The 17,218-nt window shown below is 47.1% G+C and carries 15 protein-coding genes and 1 other annotated feature; of the genes, 7 read left to right on the top strand and 8 right to left on the bottom strand.

Annotation, left to right across the window (positions count from 1 at the left end; all coding sequences use genetic code 11):
• Positions 1-130 precede the first annotated feature (130 nt).
• Complete coding sequence (locus tag GBH70_RS08125) at positions 131-1,303, top strand: ROK family transcriptional regulator (protein ID WP_151680572.1); 1,173 nt, start codon at positions 131-133, stop codon at positions 1,301-1,303.
• 341 nt (positions 1,304-1,644) lie between these two features.
• Here GBH70_RS08125 and nadA read toward each other — a convergent pair whose 3' ends face one another.
• The 3 genes from nadA to nadB are packed head-to-tail and all read right to left on the bottom strand — an operon-like array spanning position 1,645 to position 5,151.
• Positions 1,645-2,742 (bottom strand): quinolinate synthase NadA, encoded by a 1,098-nt coding sequence (gene nadA, locus GBH70_RS08130; protein WP_151680573.1) that lies wholly within the window; start codon positions 2,740-2,742, stop codon positions 1,645-1,647.
• Positions 2,739-3,590 (bottom strand): carboxylating nicotinate-nucleotide diphosphorylase, encoded by an 852-nt coding sequence (gene nadC, locus GBH70_RS08135; protein WP_151680574.1) that lies wholly within the window; start codon positions 3,588-3,590, stop codon positions 2,739-2,741. Before nadC ends, nadA begins: the two co-directional genes overlap by 4 nt.
• A complete protein-coding gene (gene nadB, locus GBH70_RS08140) occupies positions 3,559-5,151 on the bottom strand; it encodes an L-aspartate oxidase (RefSeq protein WP_151680575.1) in 1,593 nt (530 codons plus the stop codon). Before nadB ends, nadC begins: the two co-directional genes overlap by 32 nt.
• An 87-nt stretch (positions 5,152-5,238) precedes the next feature.
• Between nadB and GBH70_RS08145 the strand changes: the two genes are divergently transcribed.
• Positions 5,239-6,381, top strand: a complete 1,143-nt coding sequence (locus tag GBH70_RS08145) for an IscS subfamily cysteine desulfurase (protein ID WP_151680576.1) — start codon at positions 5,239-5,241, stop codon at positions 6,379-6,381.
• Positions 6,382-6,955: 574 nt separating this feature from the next.
• Here the strand turns inward: GBH70_RS08145 and GBH70_RS16730 are convergent.
• On the bottom strand, positions 6,956-7,132 hold the full coding sequence (locus GBH70_RS16730) for a hypothetical protein (RefSeq protein WP_172967499.1): 177 nt from the start codon (positions 7,130-7,132) through the stop codon (positions 6,956-6,958).
• A gap of 476 nt (positions 7,133-7,608) precedes the next feature.
• Between GBH70_RS16730 and rbsK the strand changes: the two genes are divergently transcribed.
• The gene (gene rbsK, locus GBH70_RS08150; protein ID WP_151680577.1) at positions 7,609-8,487 is read left to right on the top strand and encodes a ribokinase; all 879 of its coding nucleotides are present in this window, start codon (positions 7,609-7,611) and stop codon (positions 8,485-8,487) included.
• A 163-nt stretch (positions 8,488-8,650) separates the two neighbouring features.
• Here rbsK and GBH70_RS16950 read toward each other — a convergent pair whose 3' ends face one another.
• Both GBH70_RS16950 and GBH70_RS08160 read right to left on the bottom strand, forming a co-directional pair.
• Complete coding sequence (locus GBH70_RS16950; protein ID WP_216643712.1) at positions 8,651-8,992, bottom strand: hypothetical protein; 342 nt, start codon at positions 8,990-8,992, stop codon at positions 8,651-8,653.
• Entirely contained in the window at positions 8,976-9,830 is an 855-nt protein-coding gene (locus GBH70_RS08160; protein ID WP_151680578.1) for an SAM hydrolase/SAM-dependent halogenase family protein, read from the bottom strand. Before GBH70_RS08160 ends, GBH70_RS16950 begins: the two co-directional genes overlap by 17 nt.
• A 44-nt stretch (positions 9,831-9,874) precedes the next feature.
• Positions 9,875-10,143, bottom strand: a binding site (T-box leader).
• A gap of 580 nt (positions 10,144-10,723) precedes the next feature.
• On the opposite strand from GBH70_RS08160, the gene GBH70_RS08165 reads away from it, so the two are divergent.
• The 3 genes from GBH70_RS08165 (at position 10,724) to GBH70_RS17790 (ending at position 13,179) form a co-directional block, all read left to right on the top strand.
• A complete protein-coding gene (locus GBH70_RS08165) occupies positions 10,724-12,115 on the top strand; it encodes an MFS transporter (RefSeq protein ID WP_151680579.1) in 1,392 nt (463 codons plus the stop codon).
• 155 nt (positions 12,116-12,270) lie between these two features.
• Positions 12,271-12,546 (top strand): hypothetical protein, encoded by a 276-nt coding sequence (locus GBH70_RS08170; RefSeq protein ID WP_151680580.1) that lies wholly within the window; start codon positions 12,271-12,273, stop codon positions 12,544-12,546.
• 195 nt (positions 12,547-12,741) lie between these two features.
• The gene (locus GBH70_RS17790; RefSeq protein WP_371862172.1) at positions 12,742-13,179 is read left to right on the top strand and encodes a hypothetical protein; all 438 of its coding nucleotides are present in this window, start codon (positions 12,742-12,744) and stop codon (positions 13,177-13,179) included.
• On the opposite strand, the gene GBH70_RS08185 is transcribed toward GBH70_RS17790, so the two are convergent.
• Positions 13,143-14,138 carry an MBL fold metallo-hydrolase gene (locus GBH70_RS08185; protein ID WP_151680581.1) on the bottom strand — a complete coding sequence of 332 codons (996 nt, stop codon included), beginning with the start codon at positions 14,136-14,138 and terminating at the stop codon, positions 13,143-13,145. The two genes, GBH70_RS17790 and GBH70_RS08185, sit on opposite strands and share 37 nt — an antisense overlap.
• A 67-nt stretch (positions 14,139-14,205) precedes the next feature.
• On the bottom strand, positions 14,206-14,754 hold the full coding sequence (locus GBH70_RS08190) for a TetR/AcrR family transcriptional regulator (protein WP_308689742.1): 549 nt from the start codon (positions 14,752-14,754) through the stop codon (positions 14,206-14,208).
• A gap of 225 nt (positions 14,755-14,979) precedes the next feature.
• Between GBH70_RS08190 and GBH70_RS08195 the strand changes: the two genes are divergently transcribed.
• Complete coding sequence (locus GBH70_RS08195) at positions 14,980-16,971, top strand: oxidoreductase (RefSeq protein WP_151680583.1); 1,992 nt, start codon at positions 14,980-14,982, stop codon at positions 16,969-16,971.
• Positions 16,972-17,218 lie beyond the last annotated feature (247 nt).

Consider the following 17,218-nt stretch of genomic DNA (forward strand, 5'->3'; position numbering starts at 1 on the left):
AACTAAGTATGTGTTTATATTAGCACGATCGTTTGAAAAAAACAACCGAATTTCGATATAATTTTGATATAATAAATAAAAAAGCGGCGAATTCGTTTATTGGACATACGAAATGGAGAGATGCATTCTAATGAATACAGCTGATCAAACTTTTATCAAAAACCAGAACCAGCGGGTGATTTTAAATGAAATCGTAAGACATGATCAAATTTCCCGTGCTAAACTGGCGAAAATCACAAGATTAAATAAAGCAACGATTTCCTCACAGATTTCGTCGCTGATTGAAAAAAACTTAGTGAAAGAAATCGGAACGGGATTATCCAGTGGGGGAAGAAAGCCGGTCATGCTGGTGTTTAATAAAAATGCCGGTTATGCCATTGGTGTGGATATAGGGGTAAACTATATTTTAACGGTTTTAACGGATCTGGAAGGTGGCATGATATACAGCGATTATTGTGAAATTGAGGATCCTTCATTTGATATGGTGAAATCGGTTATCATCGAAAGGATACGGCTTGTTGCAAGCAAAGCGCCTTCATCACCGTATGGGATTATTGGGATAGGCGCCGGTGTCCACGGGTTCGTAAACCTCCAGCAAAAGGTGCTCTTTACGCCAAATTCCAGATGGCGGAATGTGGATTTGAAGCAACTTTTGGAAGAGCATTTTGACTGCCCTGTATGGGTGGATAACGAAGCAAATGCCGGGGCTTACGGCGAAAAATTGTTTGGTGCCTTAAAGCATTGCAGCAACGGCATTTATGTCAGCATCGGAATCGGTATCGGTATCGGCATCATTGTAAATGATCAATTATACCGCGGTACGGAAGGTTTCTCGGGGGAAATGGGCCATATGTCCATTGATTTTAACGGCAGGCAGTGCGGCTGTGGCAATAAAGGCTGTTGGGAACTTTACGCGTCGGAAAAAGCATTTTATGATCAATTATGTAAAGTGAAGAACAAGCAGCGGATCACCTTGGAAGAAGCAACCAAGTGTATTCGCGAAAATGACAGTGAAACTATCCGGGAGCTCGAAAAGTTAGGGTGCTATTTGGGAATCGGGCTTACCAATATTATTAATGCATTTAACCCCGAAGCGATTGTACTTCGCAGTAATCTGATCCAGGCTAACCCGATTGTATTAAATGCTATACAAAGCACGATTACATCCAGAGTATCGAAATATGTCCGCCAAAATCATCAAATCTACTTGTCCCAATTAAATCGGAACGCGACAGCCATGGGGGCAGCGGCTTTTATTGTGCATGACTTTCTGATGGAATCCGAACAATTGTATGGGAATTAAAGAAAAAAGGGCTGGCCCGAAGCTCCTTTTAACCGGGAAATTTTGCCTATAAGGCTTCTGTTTCAAGGGGAAAATTTTCCCTAAGTGTCTATCGAAGCTCTTAAAGGGGGATTGTTCCAAAAGCTAATTGACGGCTGGACATCCCTTTTTCCTAAAATTCATTTTAAAAAGACAAAGCAGTGACCAGCCTCCCCGAAGTGTCTAATTGGGGCTGCTAAATAGACAAATGTCGAGCCCGCATTAAACGGTTCAAAGATTGCTCAAAAAGACAAACGGTGCACAGCCGCGCCAAAATGTTTCAAAGGAAAATAAGCAAAGAGTTTTCTAATAACCTCATGCGTTTAACGCTGAAGCATCCGCTCCAATGCCAAAACGGCATCACTGGCAGTCACTTCATCGACTTTAATGACATTTGTTTCTTTGCCTTCCATGATATTTTCCAGCGACCAGAGGAGATGCGGCAGGTCGATCCGGTTCATCGTCAGGCATGGGCACATCACCGGATTAAGTGAAATTATTTTTTTATCCGGATGGTTTTTGAACAGGCGCTGCACGAGGTTCATTTCAGTGCCGATTGCCCATTCGCTTCCGGCAGGCGCTTTTTCGATCGTTTCAATGATGTATTTCGTTGAGCCGTTCAAGTCCGAATGGGCAACGACTTCGCGCGAGCATTCCGGATGGACGATGATTTGCATGTCCGGAAATTTTTTGCGCACAAATTCAATATTTTTGACGGTAAAATGCTCATGGACGGAACAGTGCCCTTTCCATAAAATGACTTTAATGTTTTCAAGCGCACACTCATAAATCAGTTCATTCCGGATCGGGTCCCAAACCGCCATATCCTTTAAATCGACTCCTAAATCATAGGCGGTGTTTCTGCCGAGATGCTGGTCCGGCAAAAAGAAAATCCGTTCCTTTTGGGTAAACGCCCATTCCACCATTTTTTTCGCGTTCGAAGAAGTCACGGTTGCGCCGCCGTTCCGCCCGACAAAGGCTTTAATGGCTGCAGTGGAGTTCACATAGGTGAGCGGCAGGATCGTGTCACCAAACAGCTGCTGCAACATGTCCCATGCCCGTTCGGTTTGGTGAATATCGGCCATGTCCGCCATTGAACAGCCCGCACGCATGTCGGGGAGGATGACGGTTTGTTCGTCTGATGTTAAAATATCCGCCGTTTCCGCCATAAAATGCACGCCGCAGAACACAATATACTTGGCATCGCGGTTTTTTGCCGAGATTTGTGCAAGCTGTAGCGAGTCGCCGGCTGCATCGGCAAACTGGTATACTTCTTCGCGCTGGTAATGGTGGCACGGAATAAAAAGTTTGGCGCCGAGTTCCTTTTTGATCTCCCAAATCCTTTTTTCCATTTCATCCTGTGTAAGAGATTTGTATTTTTCCGGCAATGTCTGCACCTGCAAGGTTTCCAGCAAGCTCATAAAAGAACCTCCTTTGCATTTTCAACGCTCGCGCTGATATCGAGCGCCTGATAAGAATGGGTCAAAAATCCGAGCGAAATCCAATCGACCCCGGTTTCGGCATAACAGCGGATATTTTCCATCGTAATACCGCCTGATGCTTCGGTTATGATGTGGCTTGGGACAAGGGAAATCCATAATTTGATTTCTTCCGGCGTGCGGTTGTCGAACATAATGATGTCGGCACCGGCTTCAATGGCTTCCAGCAGCTGTTCTTTCGTTTCAATTTCGACTTCAATTTTTACTGTATGCCCGATATTTGCTTTCACTTTTTGCACAGCTTTGGTAATGCTGCCGGCAAATGCGATATGGTTGTCTTTCAGCATGACGGCATCGTACAGGCCGCGCCGGTGGTTGAAACCGCCGCCTGCTTTGACGGCATATTTTTCAAGCATTCTGAGCCCCGGGGTCGTTTTCCTTGTATCGCAGATCCTCGCGCGGGTTCCTTCTGTTTCGCGGACGGCGGCATGTGTCGTTGTGGCAATTCCCGACATGCGCTGGAGTAAATTCAGGATGACCCGCTCGCCGGCAAGGAGGCCCGCAATCCGCCCGTGGATTTCCGCAAGCACCTGGCCTTTTTCGATCGGGATTCCGTCTTCCGCATAAATGTGCGGTTCAATTGCGTTGTCAAGGAGCCGGAATCCTTCTTCGACAACGGCTTTCCCGCAAAAAATCCCGCTTTGTTTTGCGACAAAAGTCAATTTGCCTTTTTGCGAAGGCGGAAAAATATATTCCGTATTGATATCGCCGTCCCCGATATCTTCCATGAAAAAATATTTAAGCATGGATTGCAGTTTGAGCCTGTTCATGTAAACCTCTCCTTTTGGCTATGCCGTTTGCTTTCGAATGGATGAGATGCACGCCTTTCCACTCCTCCCGTTCTTCCGGGTAATCCGCGCGAATATGGGCACCTCTCGACTCCGTCCGGGAGAGCGCTGATTGGGTGATCAGAAAACTGTTTGTAAACATGAATACTTTTTCAATTTCTTCCCTTGATAGATGATCGAGCGAGAAATCAGAAAAAGTATCTGCCTCCAATGCTTTAAACCATTCCAGATGGGCTTGCAATGCAGCTTCGTTCCGGATGATGCCGGCTTTTTCCATCATTTTTTTCTTTAACTCGTCCGTGTCTAGAAACCGGACTAGTTCCGGGATTAATGGAGGGCGGCTTTCTTCAGGGGTTTTATCAGGGGTCCCGGCCGGAGCCTGTCCGTTCAAAAATTCCGCCAGCCGCTTGCCGAATACAAGCCCTTCCAAAAGGGAATTGCTTGCCAGTCGGTTTGCGCCGTGGACGCCGCTGCAGGCTACCTCCCCGATGGCATACAGTCCTTTTACTGTTGTCCTTCCATATGTGTCGGTGAGAATGCCGCCCATAAAGAAGTGGCTGCCCGGTACGACAGGAAGGAGGCCGGAATGGATATCCACCCCATTTTGTCGGCAAATTTCCGTAATTGTCGGGAATCTTTTTTCAAAGTTTTTGATTGTCTTGATATTTAAGAATACCTTTTTCCGTTGTTTTAAAGTTTGGTAGATTTGGTAGGCGACGATATGTCTCGGCGCAAGGTCTTTTAACGGATGGGCGTTTGCCATGATGGGATTGCCGTCTTCGTCAACAAGCACCGCCCCTTCCCCGCGCACTGCTTCGGACACGAGCCCTTTAGCACCACAGCCGGCAAACAAAAGGGTCGGATGGAACTGGACAAATTCCATATCCGCCAGTTCCGCGCCTGCCCGGTAAGCCATGGCGATGCCGTCGCCGATGATTTCCGGATGGTTCGATGTAAAAGGATACAAGCTTCCGAGCCCGCCCGTTGCAATGACCGTGTGCGCGCCGAAATAGCGGCGGATTTTGCCGCTTGCCGTTTTCGTTTTGACCCCGATGACACTTCCGGATTCCGGTGATATCAGCAATTCAAAAGCCAGTTCATGTTCAATGACTTGGACATTTTCGCCGAGCTGTCCGAGAAGATGCTCGATGACATACCTTCCTGTCGCATCCCCGCCGCAATGGAGGATGCGGTGCGCCGTGTGTGCGCCTTCCAGCCCCAAATCAAGCTCCCCGTCCGGCAGCCTGTCCACGGGAAGCCCGCTTTTGATGAGAGCATTGGCAGCGGCGGCGCCTTCTTTTACAAGCTTTTCCACTTCTTTGTCAGCGTGGTGGAAACGCCCTGCTTTGAGCGTGTCTTCCATGTGGAATTCGAAGCAATCTTCCGGCGAGAGGACGGCTGCAATCCCTCCTTGGGCTTTATAGGAATTGCTCGTTTTCTTTGCCGACTTTGTAATGATGGTTACATTGAACCGGCCGCTCAGATGGGCTGCCAATTGCAGGGCCGCAATCCCGCTGCCCAGAATAATGATATTTTCTGCCATAGTGATCTCCTTACTTTACATCTGTCTTGACACTTATATTTGCACAAAATTAAACTAATGACAAGTACTTTTTATTGGGGGATTACGATGCATTATTTTGATTATGCGGCAACGACAAAGATGAGCGGGTTGGCACTTGAAGCGTATATGGAGACGGCTAAACATTTCTATGGGAACAGCGAAAGCCTGCACGATATCGGGACGAATGCGCATGCGGTGTTGGAAAAATCGCGGGCGCTGATCAGCGGATATCTCGGCATCCCGGCCGAAAGCATATATTTTACATCCGGGGGCACGGAAGGGAATCTATTGGCAATCCTTTCGTTGGCAATGGGCGCGGCTAATAAGGGAAAACATATTATTTCTTCAATGGCGGAACATGCGTCTGTCCATTCGGCGCTCAGTTTTTTGGAACAGCAAGGGTTTGAAGTCACGAGGATCCCTTTTACAAAAAAGGGCACGCTTCATTTGGACAAGTTAGAGCAGGCGATTCGGCCGGATACCGTGCTTGTTTCCATCCAGCATCTCAATCAGGAAATCGGTACAATCCAGCCGATCGGGGATATTTCCCGGATCGTTAAAGGAAGGGGCATTTTGTTCCATTCCGACTGCGTGCAATCGTTTGGAAAAGCGGATTTAAACAGCATCATTCCTTTTGTGGACAGTATTACGGTCTCCTCGCATAAAATTCACGGGCCAAAAGGCGTGGGGGCGGTGTATATCCATCCTTCCTGCGTGGTAAAGCCGGTTTTCTCGCACCTGTCGCACGAAAAAGGCATCCGTGGCGGGACCGTAAATGTGCCTGGCATTGCGGGGTTCGCCGTTGCGGTGGAAGACATTTCCATTGAGCGTGAACGGGACTGGGCATTTCGGAATCTATTGAAACAGGCGTCTGGCGGAATGGTTACTTTTATTGAAGGGGCTCCTGAGGCTCAGCTCCCCTCTTTGGTTGGATGCATGATCCCGGGTGTGCAGGGGCAGCTTGTTTTGCTCGAATGCAACAAAGCGGGGTTTGCCATTTCGACAGGCAGCGCTTGTCAGGAACATCACGAAGGCGGCAGCAAGGCGGTAGAAGCGATGGGATATCCGAAAGAAGTATCCGACCAATTTTTCAGAATCTCTTTCGGGCGTTATACCACAAAAGAAGAAGTCGTTTTGCTTGGGAAGACGTTGAAAAAGATTGCTGCTGTGTATGGGAAAATACGGTATCCGTTTGGTATTAAAATATAGTTCTGTCCGAGGACCCTTTTTAAAAAGATTACTCCGCTTCTTTAATCGTTATAAAGAAAGTACAAATAGACAAATCTGCGCTCCGAGACAGAGGAAATGTCTTTTAGAAAGCTTTAAAGAGACAAAAGAGAGCAGTAAGGCAGTGTGAATGACTCTTAGGAAGCGTCAAAGAGACAAAAGAGAGGGGATGTAAAATATTTAGGAAAACGGCCTTGAAGGCATGATGTTCAGCACTTCCATGAAAAAATACAGTACAGAAGGTTGGAGGAGTGAAAGAAGATTAATATGGACCAGACGGAAAGGCACGGCAGAAACGAACCGGTGCATGCACGCGGCAGGAAAAAAGTAGCAACCAGGTCCCTGTATTAGTTGTATGTATGGAAATGGATCCATGATGGCAATATAAAAGGGCTTGTAAATTTTGCTGCTGCTTTTATTACCGGAATGACGGCAGATTTGGCGGTGGGCATCAGGTAAAACAGAAGGCACCTGTTTCCTGATGGCACATTGGTGACAGTGCTGGTGATTTCCATGGTGTTAAGCACTTCCGCCCCATGGTATCAGGCAGCAGTGACTACACTGGTTGCATCGGTTCAAAACATTTATTTGCGGCACGGAAGCCGGTCTTTAACCCGGCTGCATTCGGGCTGTTTGTTTCGATCCTTCTGTTCCACAGCAGCCAGAGCTGGCGGGGCGGGCTGCCGCTTTTGCCATCATCAATGGTTTTATGATTGTCAATAAGTTTCCGCAAGTCCTGTCATTCTTAAGTGTTTATTTTTGTTATTTATTCTGGTTGAGGTTACTCAGTTAAGTGAAGTAAGCGGGGTTTTCAGGGATCCATATATCCAATCCGTGTTGTTTCTTTCATTCATCATGCTGACAGACCCTCCGACATCCCCGGCAAAGTATAAATGCCAGATTTTTTTGGCGTAATTGCCGCCGTTGTCAGTGTAGCGGAATATAGTTTTTCAGGACGTATCGTTTTTGCTGGCCGGATTGCTCGCGGCGAATATTGGAAGAGCGTATTCATCCGCAGTCCTCGGAAAACGCCGAAAGCTGTACTGCAATAATGAAGAGTATTAAAGCGCAGCCACTCGAATTAGCAAGTGAAAGTACGAGCATTTCTAAAATGACTTTGTTTCCAAATTTTCAATAACGGTTTGTATAATAAAAATGCAGAAAAGTTTTTCCAAAAATCGGAATGTGCAGCTGAAAGGTGGAAAAAAGATGGTGCATATTACAGTCATTGGCAGTTGTTCCATGGATTTGGTCGTCACTGCAGAGAGAAGGCCGCTTGCCGGCGAAACCGTTATCGGAAACTCTTTTCAAACTGTGCCTGGCGGTAAAGGGGCAAACCAGGCAGTGGCCGCGGCCAGACTCGGGGCAGAAGTGACGATGGTCGGCCGGGTTGGGGATGATGTGTATGGGGAAAAAATCCTTGAAAATCTGCGTAAAAATGGCGTCAATATACAATTTATGATGCCGGTTGCGAATTGCGCTTCGGGAACGGCCCATATCACATTGGCAGAGGGGGACAACAGCATCATTTTCGTAAAAGGCGCAAATGATTTTGTCACGCCGGAATACTTGGAAAAAACGGAAGAAGCCGTCACTAGTACTGATATCGTTTTGATCCAGCAGGAAATCCCTGTGAAAACGGTGGAGTATGCGGCCGAACTTTGCAGCAGGCACCGGATCCCGCTTTTGTTAAATCCGGCCCCGGCCCGTTCGGTTTCGGGGGAACTCATTGGACGGGCTGCTTTTATTACGCCGAATGAACACGAATGTGATGTGCTGTTTAACGGAATGCCTCGTTCGGAAGCTTTAAAGCAGTTTCCCAATAAGCTGATCATTACAGAAGGGAAAAATGGCGCCCGCTTTTTCAACGGGAGCCGGGAAATCGTTGTTCCGGCTTTTCCGGTTGAAGCCGTGGATACGACAGGGGCGGGGGATACCTTTAATGCCGCTTTTGCCGTTGCAGTGGCAGAAGGGAAGAAAATGGAGGAAGCCCTCCGGTTTGCCAACCGCGCGGCATCTTTGTCTGTGACAAAATTCGGGGCGCAGGGGGGAATGCCGTTTAGGGAGGAATTGGAAAAACATCGTTAAAAAGGGCTTCCCCAAAAGCCCTTTTTATGCAAGGAATCCAGGAGAAACAAGGGCCTATCCTGGATAATAAAGATACATTTCTTGATGCAGAAGCAGTGAAGCGGCTTTTAGACAGAAAGTTTCCGGCACGGATAAATGTCAAAACTGCATCGTGTGCCGCTCTTTATTCCTTCAATTCCTCTTTAAACTTTTCTACGACATTTACCATCGCCATCATCTCGACATCCCCCTCCTGATGTTTCCGTAAAGAAACAGTGCGGTTTTCCATTTCTTTTTTGCCGTCGACTTCCACTCTAAAATCATGGGATTCTAACACGGCTTTGATTTCCTCCGCATAGCCGAGCTGCACATCTGAAATGGAGGCGAACCTGCCCAAAATGATAAAGACAGCAGCACCGATTCCGATGGCAACAATCGTGACGATTGATCTTCTGTTTTTTGCACCTGTTTTTCCTCTCTTGATAATTTTTGTAAAATTAAAAAAATATTTACTGATTATAAACAATTTTCTGCGCTTTTCGGATCGTGATATGCCATTTGGAGCCTGTTTCAATATGGTAGGCTTTGGCAAAAGAGCCTTGGTTGATCGCGATGCCGAGTTTGTACAGTGAATTGATATACAAAAGCGGCTCGCCGACATGGCTGTCAGCAAAAGAACGGCCGAATGTCATGATATTTTTGTAGTGCTGGCGCGATTCATTGAAGATGGTGACTTCAAAGGAATCGCCGTAGTTCACGCCCAATTGCCTGAACAATCCGGAGTCGATATTCGTCCATAAGTTGCCGAAGCGGACATCGAGCGTGTCGATGGTTCCTTCAATGACGCCGTCTTTGAGTACCGAGTCTTTTTTCGGCAGTTCAATAATGGTGTCAACCAGAATTTCCGGGCCTACCTCTTCAAACGTAATGACCCCCGCCGCCAGCCTTGCCCCAGTGTAGGCATATACATCGCGGCCGTGGAACGTGTATGATTCCTCGGAATTCGGGAGCCGGTTGACCGTTTCATCAATTTCCCGCGCGGCAACAATGTTTTTCTTCATGTGGGTGAGGGTGCCGTTATCCGGTGTAATGATATAATGATGGTCCGCTGTTTTCACAGCGATACTCCTCCGGTCGGAACCAACGCCGGGATCGACTACGCTCACAAAAACGGTTTCTGCCGGCCAGTAAGAAACGGTCTGGTACAGCCGGTAAGAGGCTTCCCAAATATTGTAAGGCGGGATTTCATGGGTCAAATCAAAGATCCTTAACGACGGTTCAACAGAGATCGCCACCCCGTTCATGGCACATACAGCACCGTCGCACAGGCCAAAATCTGTTTGCAGTACCAATGGTTTTGTCATTTTGATTCCTCCTGATTGCAAATAAAAAACCACACCCTTAATCTTTTAAGGGCGTGGTTAAAATCGGACGCGGTACCACCTTAATTCGCTGTTTACTCGCATAAACAGCCTCAGCCAGTACGAAAGCACAAAAGCTCTTTATACTGCGGCGCTTTTAACGAGCGCTCCCCCGCCGGGACCTACTTGCTTTCTAAAAAGCTTTCAGCACGGAACTCCAAGGCCATTTTTCCGGTCCGTCCTTTTGCTTCTTTTCAGCTCCCGAAGCTCTCTGTGAAAATTCGTGAACCGTACTTTCCCTTTTCATCGTTTTTTCAAATAAAGCTTAAATTTATTATAGACTTTATAGTTTGAAAGTTCAAGATGGAAAATTTGATAAAATACTTTTTCGTTCCCATTATTCCTGGCGCTTTTCGAAAAAAATTGTTCTCCGCACGCAGTTTGTACTACATTACTGTAAGTATTTGATCGTACAGAAAAAATGAACGGTCCCCAGGTGGCTCCGCCGTGCCTACGGCGAAAACCTTTCTATTGCATTTTTATGGCTTACCCTGCATAAAAAAGAATTGAAATGTTGCAGAATAAGAGGCCCTGCTTATTTTGTTACCGTTGCCAAGGAGGCGTCTGATGCCGTAAGTGATCGCAGCATCAATATTCCATTTTCAACATCATCTTTTTATGTAAAATGTTCTTCCTTCTTTTAGTACATAATTTTCTTCAGATTTGACTGAAAAAAGTTGACAAATTGGTTTGAAAATTTTATTATGAAGTTATTTAATTTTTATAATGTTGGGAATCCATACAATATTGGAAACCTTCGGAGGTGGTGCGCTGAATTTCAGAAGATGAGGAACTGCAACCGGCCGATAAAAATAAGTATTCAGGGAGGTATCACGTTGAATCAGACGATCGGGAACCAGTTGGACATGCTTTCAGTGGGAAAAGCGCAAAAAAGGGCAACTGCGGTAATTGGATTAGGGCTGTTTTTTGAATTCTTTGAGCTTTTTCTTGCGGGTGTACTATCCAGCGTATTAGGAGAAGAATTTCATGTATCCGCCTCACTAATGCCTTTGCTGCTTGGTTCCAGCTTTTTGGGGATGTTTATCGGGGCCATTTTCCTGAGCAATATTGCGGATCGTTACGGCAGAAAGCGGGCTTTTATGCTGAATGTAGGCATTTATAGCTTTTTTACTCTTTTCATTGCATTTAGCCCGAATGTCGGGACGGTTATCTTTTTCCGATTTTTGGCGGGAATGGGCCTTGGCGCGCAGCCGGCGTTATGCGATACATATTTAAGTGAATTGATTCCGTCGGCGAAACGTGGGAAATATATTGCCTGGGCTTATACGATTGGTTTTCTGGCCGTGCCGGTTGAGGGATTTCTTTCCCGCGCACTTGTGCCTTTAAGCCCATTTGGGATGGAAGGATGGAGATGGGTATTCATGATCGGCGCAGCCGGGGGAGTTATCGCCTTAATGGCGGCCCGTGCCCTGCCGGAGTCTCCGCGCTGGCTTGCTTCTAAAGGGAGAATTCGGGAAGCAGGTGCAATGCTGGAGAAATTCTGGGAAGGCGGGAAAGGGGTAGGACCGTTTCCGGAAGTACAGGCAGAACCTGCGGATAAAGCGCCACAAGGGAATCTATTGGGCGCGGTTTTCCAAAAAAGATTCCTCAAAAGTACGGTTATGCTTTATATTTTTCAAATCTTTCAAACGGTCGGTTACTTCGGCTTTGGTACGCTTGCACCACTTGTATTGGCATCAAAAGGATATACTGTCACCCATTCACTTGAGTATATCGCACTGTCATTTATCGGATATCCGCTCGGTTCATTGCTTTCTGTCCCGCTGATTGAGAGAATGGATCGTAAGTGGCTGGTCTGCCTTTCAGCTTTTTGTATGGGCGTATTTGGCATTTTATTTGGGATCGGCGGATCGCCTTCTTTGATCATTGTGTTTGGATTTGCATATACGCTTTGCAGCAACATTTTTTCAAATGCTTTTCACGTGTTGCAGGCGGAAATTTTTCCGACCGAAATCCGGGCGAGCGCTACCGGAATGGCGTACAGCATCAGCCGCATCATGAGTGGGTTAATGCCGTTTGTGCTGCTTCCGGTGCTGGAAAATGAAGGTGCAGCCGTGATGTTTGTCATTGTTGCGGCGGCAATGCTCATTGTCATATTGGATATCGCACTGCTGGCACCAAAAACGACAGGGCGCCCGCTCGAAAATATAGGGGATGCGTATGATCCGCATATGATCGGGGAAACCGGGATGCGCTTCTCAAAATAACGGGTGCTTGCGGGGTAATCCCATTTAACATGATTTTTCCCTTGAAACGGCTCTTATCGGCGGTCTAAGGTCCGTTATGCCATAATCTTTGCCCTGAAACGAACTTTAGCATCTGTTGAAGTGGATGTCCCAAAGTCAGTAGATTTGAGAAAAAAATGGGGGCTGCCTATACGATCAACAGTAAGCAGGAGCAGGCGCCGGAAGCGATTAAGGAAATCACAAAATGCGGCGCGCATGTATCCATTGATGCGCTTGACGTTGCCGATGCAATTTTAAATTCGGTGCTGTCATTGAGAAAAAGGGGGCAGGCAATTGCAGCTTGGAACTATCCACAGAGCAAAAACGGCTTGCCTGTGTTTAACCAATTGCATTGCAATTGGTCGGCTCGCTTGGCATGCCGGCGCCGCATTATCCCCATATGCTTGAAATGATCGGGGCCGGGAAGCTGAATCCGGTGCAGCTTGCCACAAAACGCATTTCTTTAAATGAAGCGGGCGCTGAGATCGAAGTAATGCCCCGTTATGAGACATGGGCGTAACGGTGGTCAACCGGTTTGATTAAGATAGGAAGTTTGAAAAGCTTCAAATAGCGGGCAGTTTTGTTACAGAAATGAAGGGGAATGATCAGTGGATTTTACGTTATCGGACGAACAAAAAATGATTCAGCGGACAGTACGGGAGTTTGTGAAAAAAGAATTGATGCCTTTGGAGCAGGATGTTTTAAAAATGAGTGCGAGGGGAGGCCGGGTCTTGAGCCGGGTGTGTGTGATCAAGGATTTGCAAAAAAAGGCACGAGCTTTTGGGGGATCAAACGGCAGAGAAAGAACTGCTCGTATATTGTCAGGAGCATCTCGCGAAAAACAAGACGCCGAAGAAAATTGTGTTTTTGGATACCCTACCGCGCAACGGGGTAGGAAAAATTTTGAAAATGCAGTTGAGAAAGATGGCAGCGGATGTTGTGTTTTAATCGTATCGGTGTTGTTTTTTGTGGAGGAAACCGCCGGCGGGAATACCCCCGCCGCTTCCTGTTACTGTGCCATGATTCCCATCGGCCCGCTCCGGTAAAAAATATTTTCCCTGCTTAGTCCAAAATAACGCAGAAATTCTTCAAAATAATCTTCAAAAGGTTCCCCGTTTTTCACCAGCCTGTCGATATGCTTGGCAATGCCGACAATTTCGGAGATCATGAGCTGCGGGTTTTTGTGATGGCTTTCCCGGTAGTAAAAGATTTCTTCATATACGATTTCACTTGGGACGAGTCCTCTTTTGATGGCAGACCGCGTTTTTTCCTCGCGTTCTTCAATTTTGCCAATATATTGTTTGAGCTTTTCTTCGTATTCTTTTCTTCCTACCACCCCTTTTTGGTGGGAAGTGATGAAAATGCGTGCATCGGTTTCCAGCGTTTTTTGCGCGGAAGCAATAAATTCATCGATATCCGAATCGGCATTGTTATACCACGGGCCGAAAGAAGTCAGGTCAAAATCGCCGGCAAAAAGGACGCCGTGTTCCGGAAAATACGGGCAGCAGTACCCCTGTGTATGGCCGGGCGCATGGATCATGACCATTTTTGTGCCGAAAACATCCAGTTCTTGATCATACGGATACCATTTTTCCACAAGGTTCATGACTGGCTGCCAGTGCGGCCGGTTCCAGTTTTCGGGCGGTTTTTCAAACAGCTGTTTCATCCACTTTTCTTGATTGTGCGGGTCGGCGGGGTTGAGCATTCCGCTTGCCTTTGTCAGCTCTTCTGGATCGGAAAGTTTTTTCACGTCATAAGGGTTAATGAGGAGCTCTGCATCCTTAAAAAGATACGCACCCCAAATATGGTCAAGATGATAGTGTGTGAGATACACAGACCGGACGGAATAGGCATTTTTGATCTCATTTAAAACTTGATGTCCGCTCCCGCAGTCGATGAGGGCAGCGCCGTGTGTTCCTTTCACGAGCAGCGAGGTGCTGAACGGGACGCGGCTTCCATTTTCTCCTGGAATGACAGTAAGCGGCCCGATTTTTGTAAACGACATGTATAATCCTCCTCAACAATGAATGCTCATTCATTATTTTTATCATAATCGAAAAGGATTGTTCTGTCTATTTCAAAAATATTTTCACCAGTCTGCCCATATATCCTCTCATAAACCCTTGCAAATCATATCCGCCATCGTGCAGGCACCAGTAATAGATGACGCCCCTTGCTGCGATAAAAAGGTATTCCGTGATTTCGTCCGCGGGTATGTCCGTACAAATTTTCCCGGCGGCTTGCCCGGCTTCGATGATTTTTGTGAGGGCCTGTTGCATGCCGCGCCCTTTTTGGATGAGCAGGCGGTTTTCGACATGGTAAAGCTGTTTCACGACGCTGACTCCGGTTTTTTCATTGTATTGGGCGTAAATCGTAAAAAATTCCACAATTTTGTGGTAAAAGTCCAGATTTTCCAACCTGTCGCGGACCTGTTCCGCGAAAAATAAATCGGCGAGGCTGTACATCTCAATGAGCAAGTCGTTTTTGGATGGGAAATAATGATAAAATGCGCCGACGGAGACACCGGCCTGCCGGCAAATTTCCCCGATCTTGATCTCTTCATAACCCTTTGTTGCGATCAGCTCCATTGCCGTTTGAAAAATATGGTTCTTCGTTTCGATGGCCTGTTTTTACCTTTTCGTTAACGGTTTCCCTTCCATCATGTATTCCCCGATTTCTTTATGGTATGTAAAAATAAATTTCAAAAGCCGGACTTGTCAATGATTTTCACAGTATATGTGAAAACATTCACAATTTGTCCACCGATTTTTCTGCATGGCTATTTTATAATGAGTGTGTTCACCGAATCCGTTCGATGAAAATGAAACATCGAGGAGGATATTGAAATGAAGTATAAAAAGCTCTTTGAAACCGTGAAAATCAGAAACTTGGAATTGAAAAACCGCTATGCGATGGCGCCGATGGGACCTCTTGGATTGGCCGATGCGGAAGGCGGATTTAATCAACGCGGGATCGAGTATTATACTGCCCGTGCGCGCGGGGGGACCGGGCTGATTATTACCGGTGTGACCTTTGTTGACAATGAAGTCGAAGAACACGGGATGCCGAATGTGCCGTGCCCGACCCATAATCCTGTCCACTTTGTCCGGACTTCCCGGGAAATGACGGAACGCATCCATGCATATGATGCAAAAATTTTTCTGCAGATGAGCGCCGGTTTCGGTAGAGTGACGATCCCGACAAACCTGGGCGAATATCCGCCTGTCGCGCCGTCCCCGATCCCGCACCGTTGGCTCGATAAAACGTGCCGGGAATTAACGGTGGAAGAAATCCGCTCGATTGTCCGCAAATTCGGAGACGGGGCGTACAATGCAAAACGTGCCGGCTTTGATGGGGTGCAGATCCACGCTGTCCATGAAGGATATTTGCTCGACCAGTTTGCGATTGCGTTTTTCAACCACCGCACGGATGAATACGGCGGTCCGCTCGAAAACCGCCTCCGCTTTGCAAGGGAAATTGTGGAAGAAATTAAAAAACGCTGCGGTGAAGACTTCCCTGTTACGCTCCGCTTCAGCCCGAAAAGTTTTATCAAAGACTGGCGGGACGGGGCGCTGCCGGGCGAAAAGTTTGAAGAAAAAGGCCGCGATTTGGAAGAAGGCATTGAAGCGGCGAAATTGCTTGTTTCTTACGGGTATGATGCACTAGATGTCGATGTCGGTTCGTATGATTCGTGGTGGTGGAGCCATCCGCCGATGTACCAAAAGAAAGGGCTTTATATCCCGTATGCAAAACTTGTGAAGGAAGCGGTTGATGTGCCGGTCATTTGTGCCGGGCGTATGGACAACCCTGACCTCGCTTTGAGCGCACTGGAAGACGGGGCATGCGATATTATCAGCCTCGGCCGCCCGCTTCTTGCCGATCCGGATTATGTCAATAAACTTCGTACCGGGCAGGTCGCAGATATCCGCCCGTGCCTGTCATGCCATGAAGGCTGCATGGGCCGGATCCAGGAATATTCTGCTTTAGGCTGTGCGGTTAACCCGGCTGCGTGCAGGGAAAAAGAAGCGGCGCTGAAACCGGCGTTAAGAAAGAAACGCGTCTTGATCGCAGGCGGCGGCGTGGCCGGATGCGAGGCCGCCCGCGTGCTTGCACTCCGCGGCCATGAACCGGTCATTTTTGAAAAATCGGACCGTTTGGGTGGAAATCTCATTCCGGGCGGTGCGCCTGATTTTAAAGAGGACGACCTTGCTTTGGTGGCCTGGTATGAACATACCCTTGCAAAACTTGGTGTCGAAATCCACTTGAATACGACGCTGACCAAAGAAGAAATTCAGGCAGTCGATGTTGACGCTGTTTTGATTGCAACAGGTTCCAATCCGAAAATTTTGCCTTTGGGAGATCAAAACAAAGTATTTACAGCAGAAGATGTGTTGCTTGATAAGGTAGACACAGGTGAGAATGTGGTTGTTGTCGGCGGCGGTCTCGTCGGCTGCGAGCTTGCCCTGCACCTGGCGGAAAAAGGAAAAAAAGTTTCGCTCGTGGAAATCCAGGACAAATTATTGGCTGTCAACGGCCCGCTTTGCCATGCCAACTCGGAAATGCTGGAAAGGCTTGTGCCGTTTAAAGGCGTGGAAGTCTACACTTCTTCCAAAGTCGTGGATACGACGGAAAAAACGGCGGTTGTCGATGTGAACGGGGAACTGAAGGAAATCGAAGCAGATAGCATTGTATTGGCAGTCGGCTATACATCGGAAAAATCGCTTTATGAGGAATTGAAATTTGACATTGCCGACCTTCATGTCATCGGGGATGCGCGCAAAGTCGCGAATATCATGTATGCCATTTGGGATGCATATGAAGTGGCAGCGAATTTGTAAGGTTTATCGGAAATAGGAGCTACCCCAAGAAAACCCATTGGGAAAATGATTTATCCCAATGGGTTTTCTTCGTTTCGTTTTTCACAGGGGCCTTTCGCTGATTCCTCTAACTTTTCTGTTTATTTCTCCGGGATTACCGCTGAGAAAATAAGAACGTAATGTTCATGTTAAAATGATTTACAGAAAGGAGCTTTTTTTGGTGGGCAAATGGTTTCCTTATGTATATGACTTCGGAATGAAGCCGCTG

The sequence above is a fragment of the Weizmannia acidilactici genome (assembly GCF_008974225.1).
GTDB lineage: Bacteria > Bacillota > Bacilli > Bacillales > Bacillaceae_C > Weizmannia > Weizmannia acidilactici.

Bases quoted from the DNA above. Each gene is read 5' to 3' on its own strand.
- GBH70_RS08160 (WP_151680578.1), bottom strand. From the start codon at position 9,830: ATGACAAAACCATTGGTACTGCAAACAGATTTTGGCCTGTGCGACGGT.
- GBH70_RS08195 (WP_151680583.1), top strand. From the start codon at position 14,980: ATGAAGTATAAAAAGCTCTTTGAAACCGTGAAAATCAGAAACTTGGAA.
- rbsK (WP_151680577.1), top strand. From the start codon at position 7,609: ATGGTGCATATTACAGTCATTGGCAGTTGTTCCATGGATTTGGTCGTC.
- GBH70_RS08125 (WP_151680572.1), top strand. From the start codon at position 131: ATGAATACAGCTGATCAAACTTTTATCAAAAACCAGAACCAGCGGGTG.
- GBH70_RS08145 (WP_151680576.1), top strand. From the start codon at position 5,239: ATGCATTATTTTGATTATGCGGCAACGACAAAGATGAGCGGGTTGGCA.
- GBH70_RS08170 (WP_151680580.1), top strand. From the start codon at position 12,271: ATGGGGGCTGCCTATACGATCAACAGTAAGCAGGAGCAGGCGCCGGAA.
- GBH70_RS08185 (WP_151680581.1), bottom strand. From the start codon at position 14,138: ATGTCGTTTACAAAAATCGGGCCGCTTACTGTCATTCCAGGAGAAAAT.
- nadC (WP_151680574.1), bottom strand. From the start codon at position 3,590: ATGAACAGGCTCAAACTGCAATCCATGCTTAAATATTTTTTCATGGAA.
- nadA (WP_151680573.1), bottom strand. From the start codon at position 2,742: ATGAGCTTGCTGGAAACCTTGCAGGTGCAGACATTGCCGGAAAAATAC.
- nadB (WP_151680575.1), bottom strand. From the start codon at position 5,151: ATGGCAGAAAATATCATTATTCTGGGCAGCGGGATTGCGGCCCTGCAA.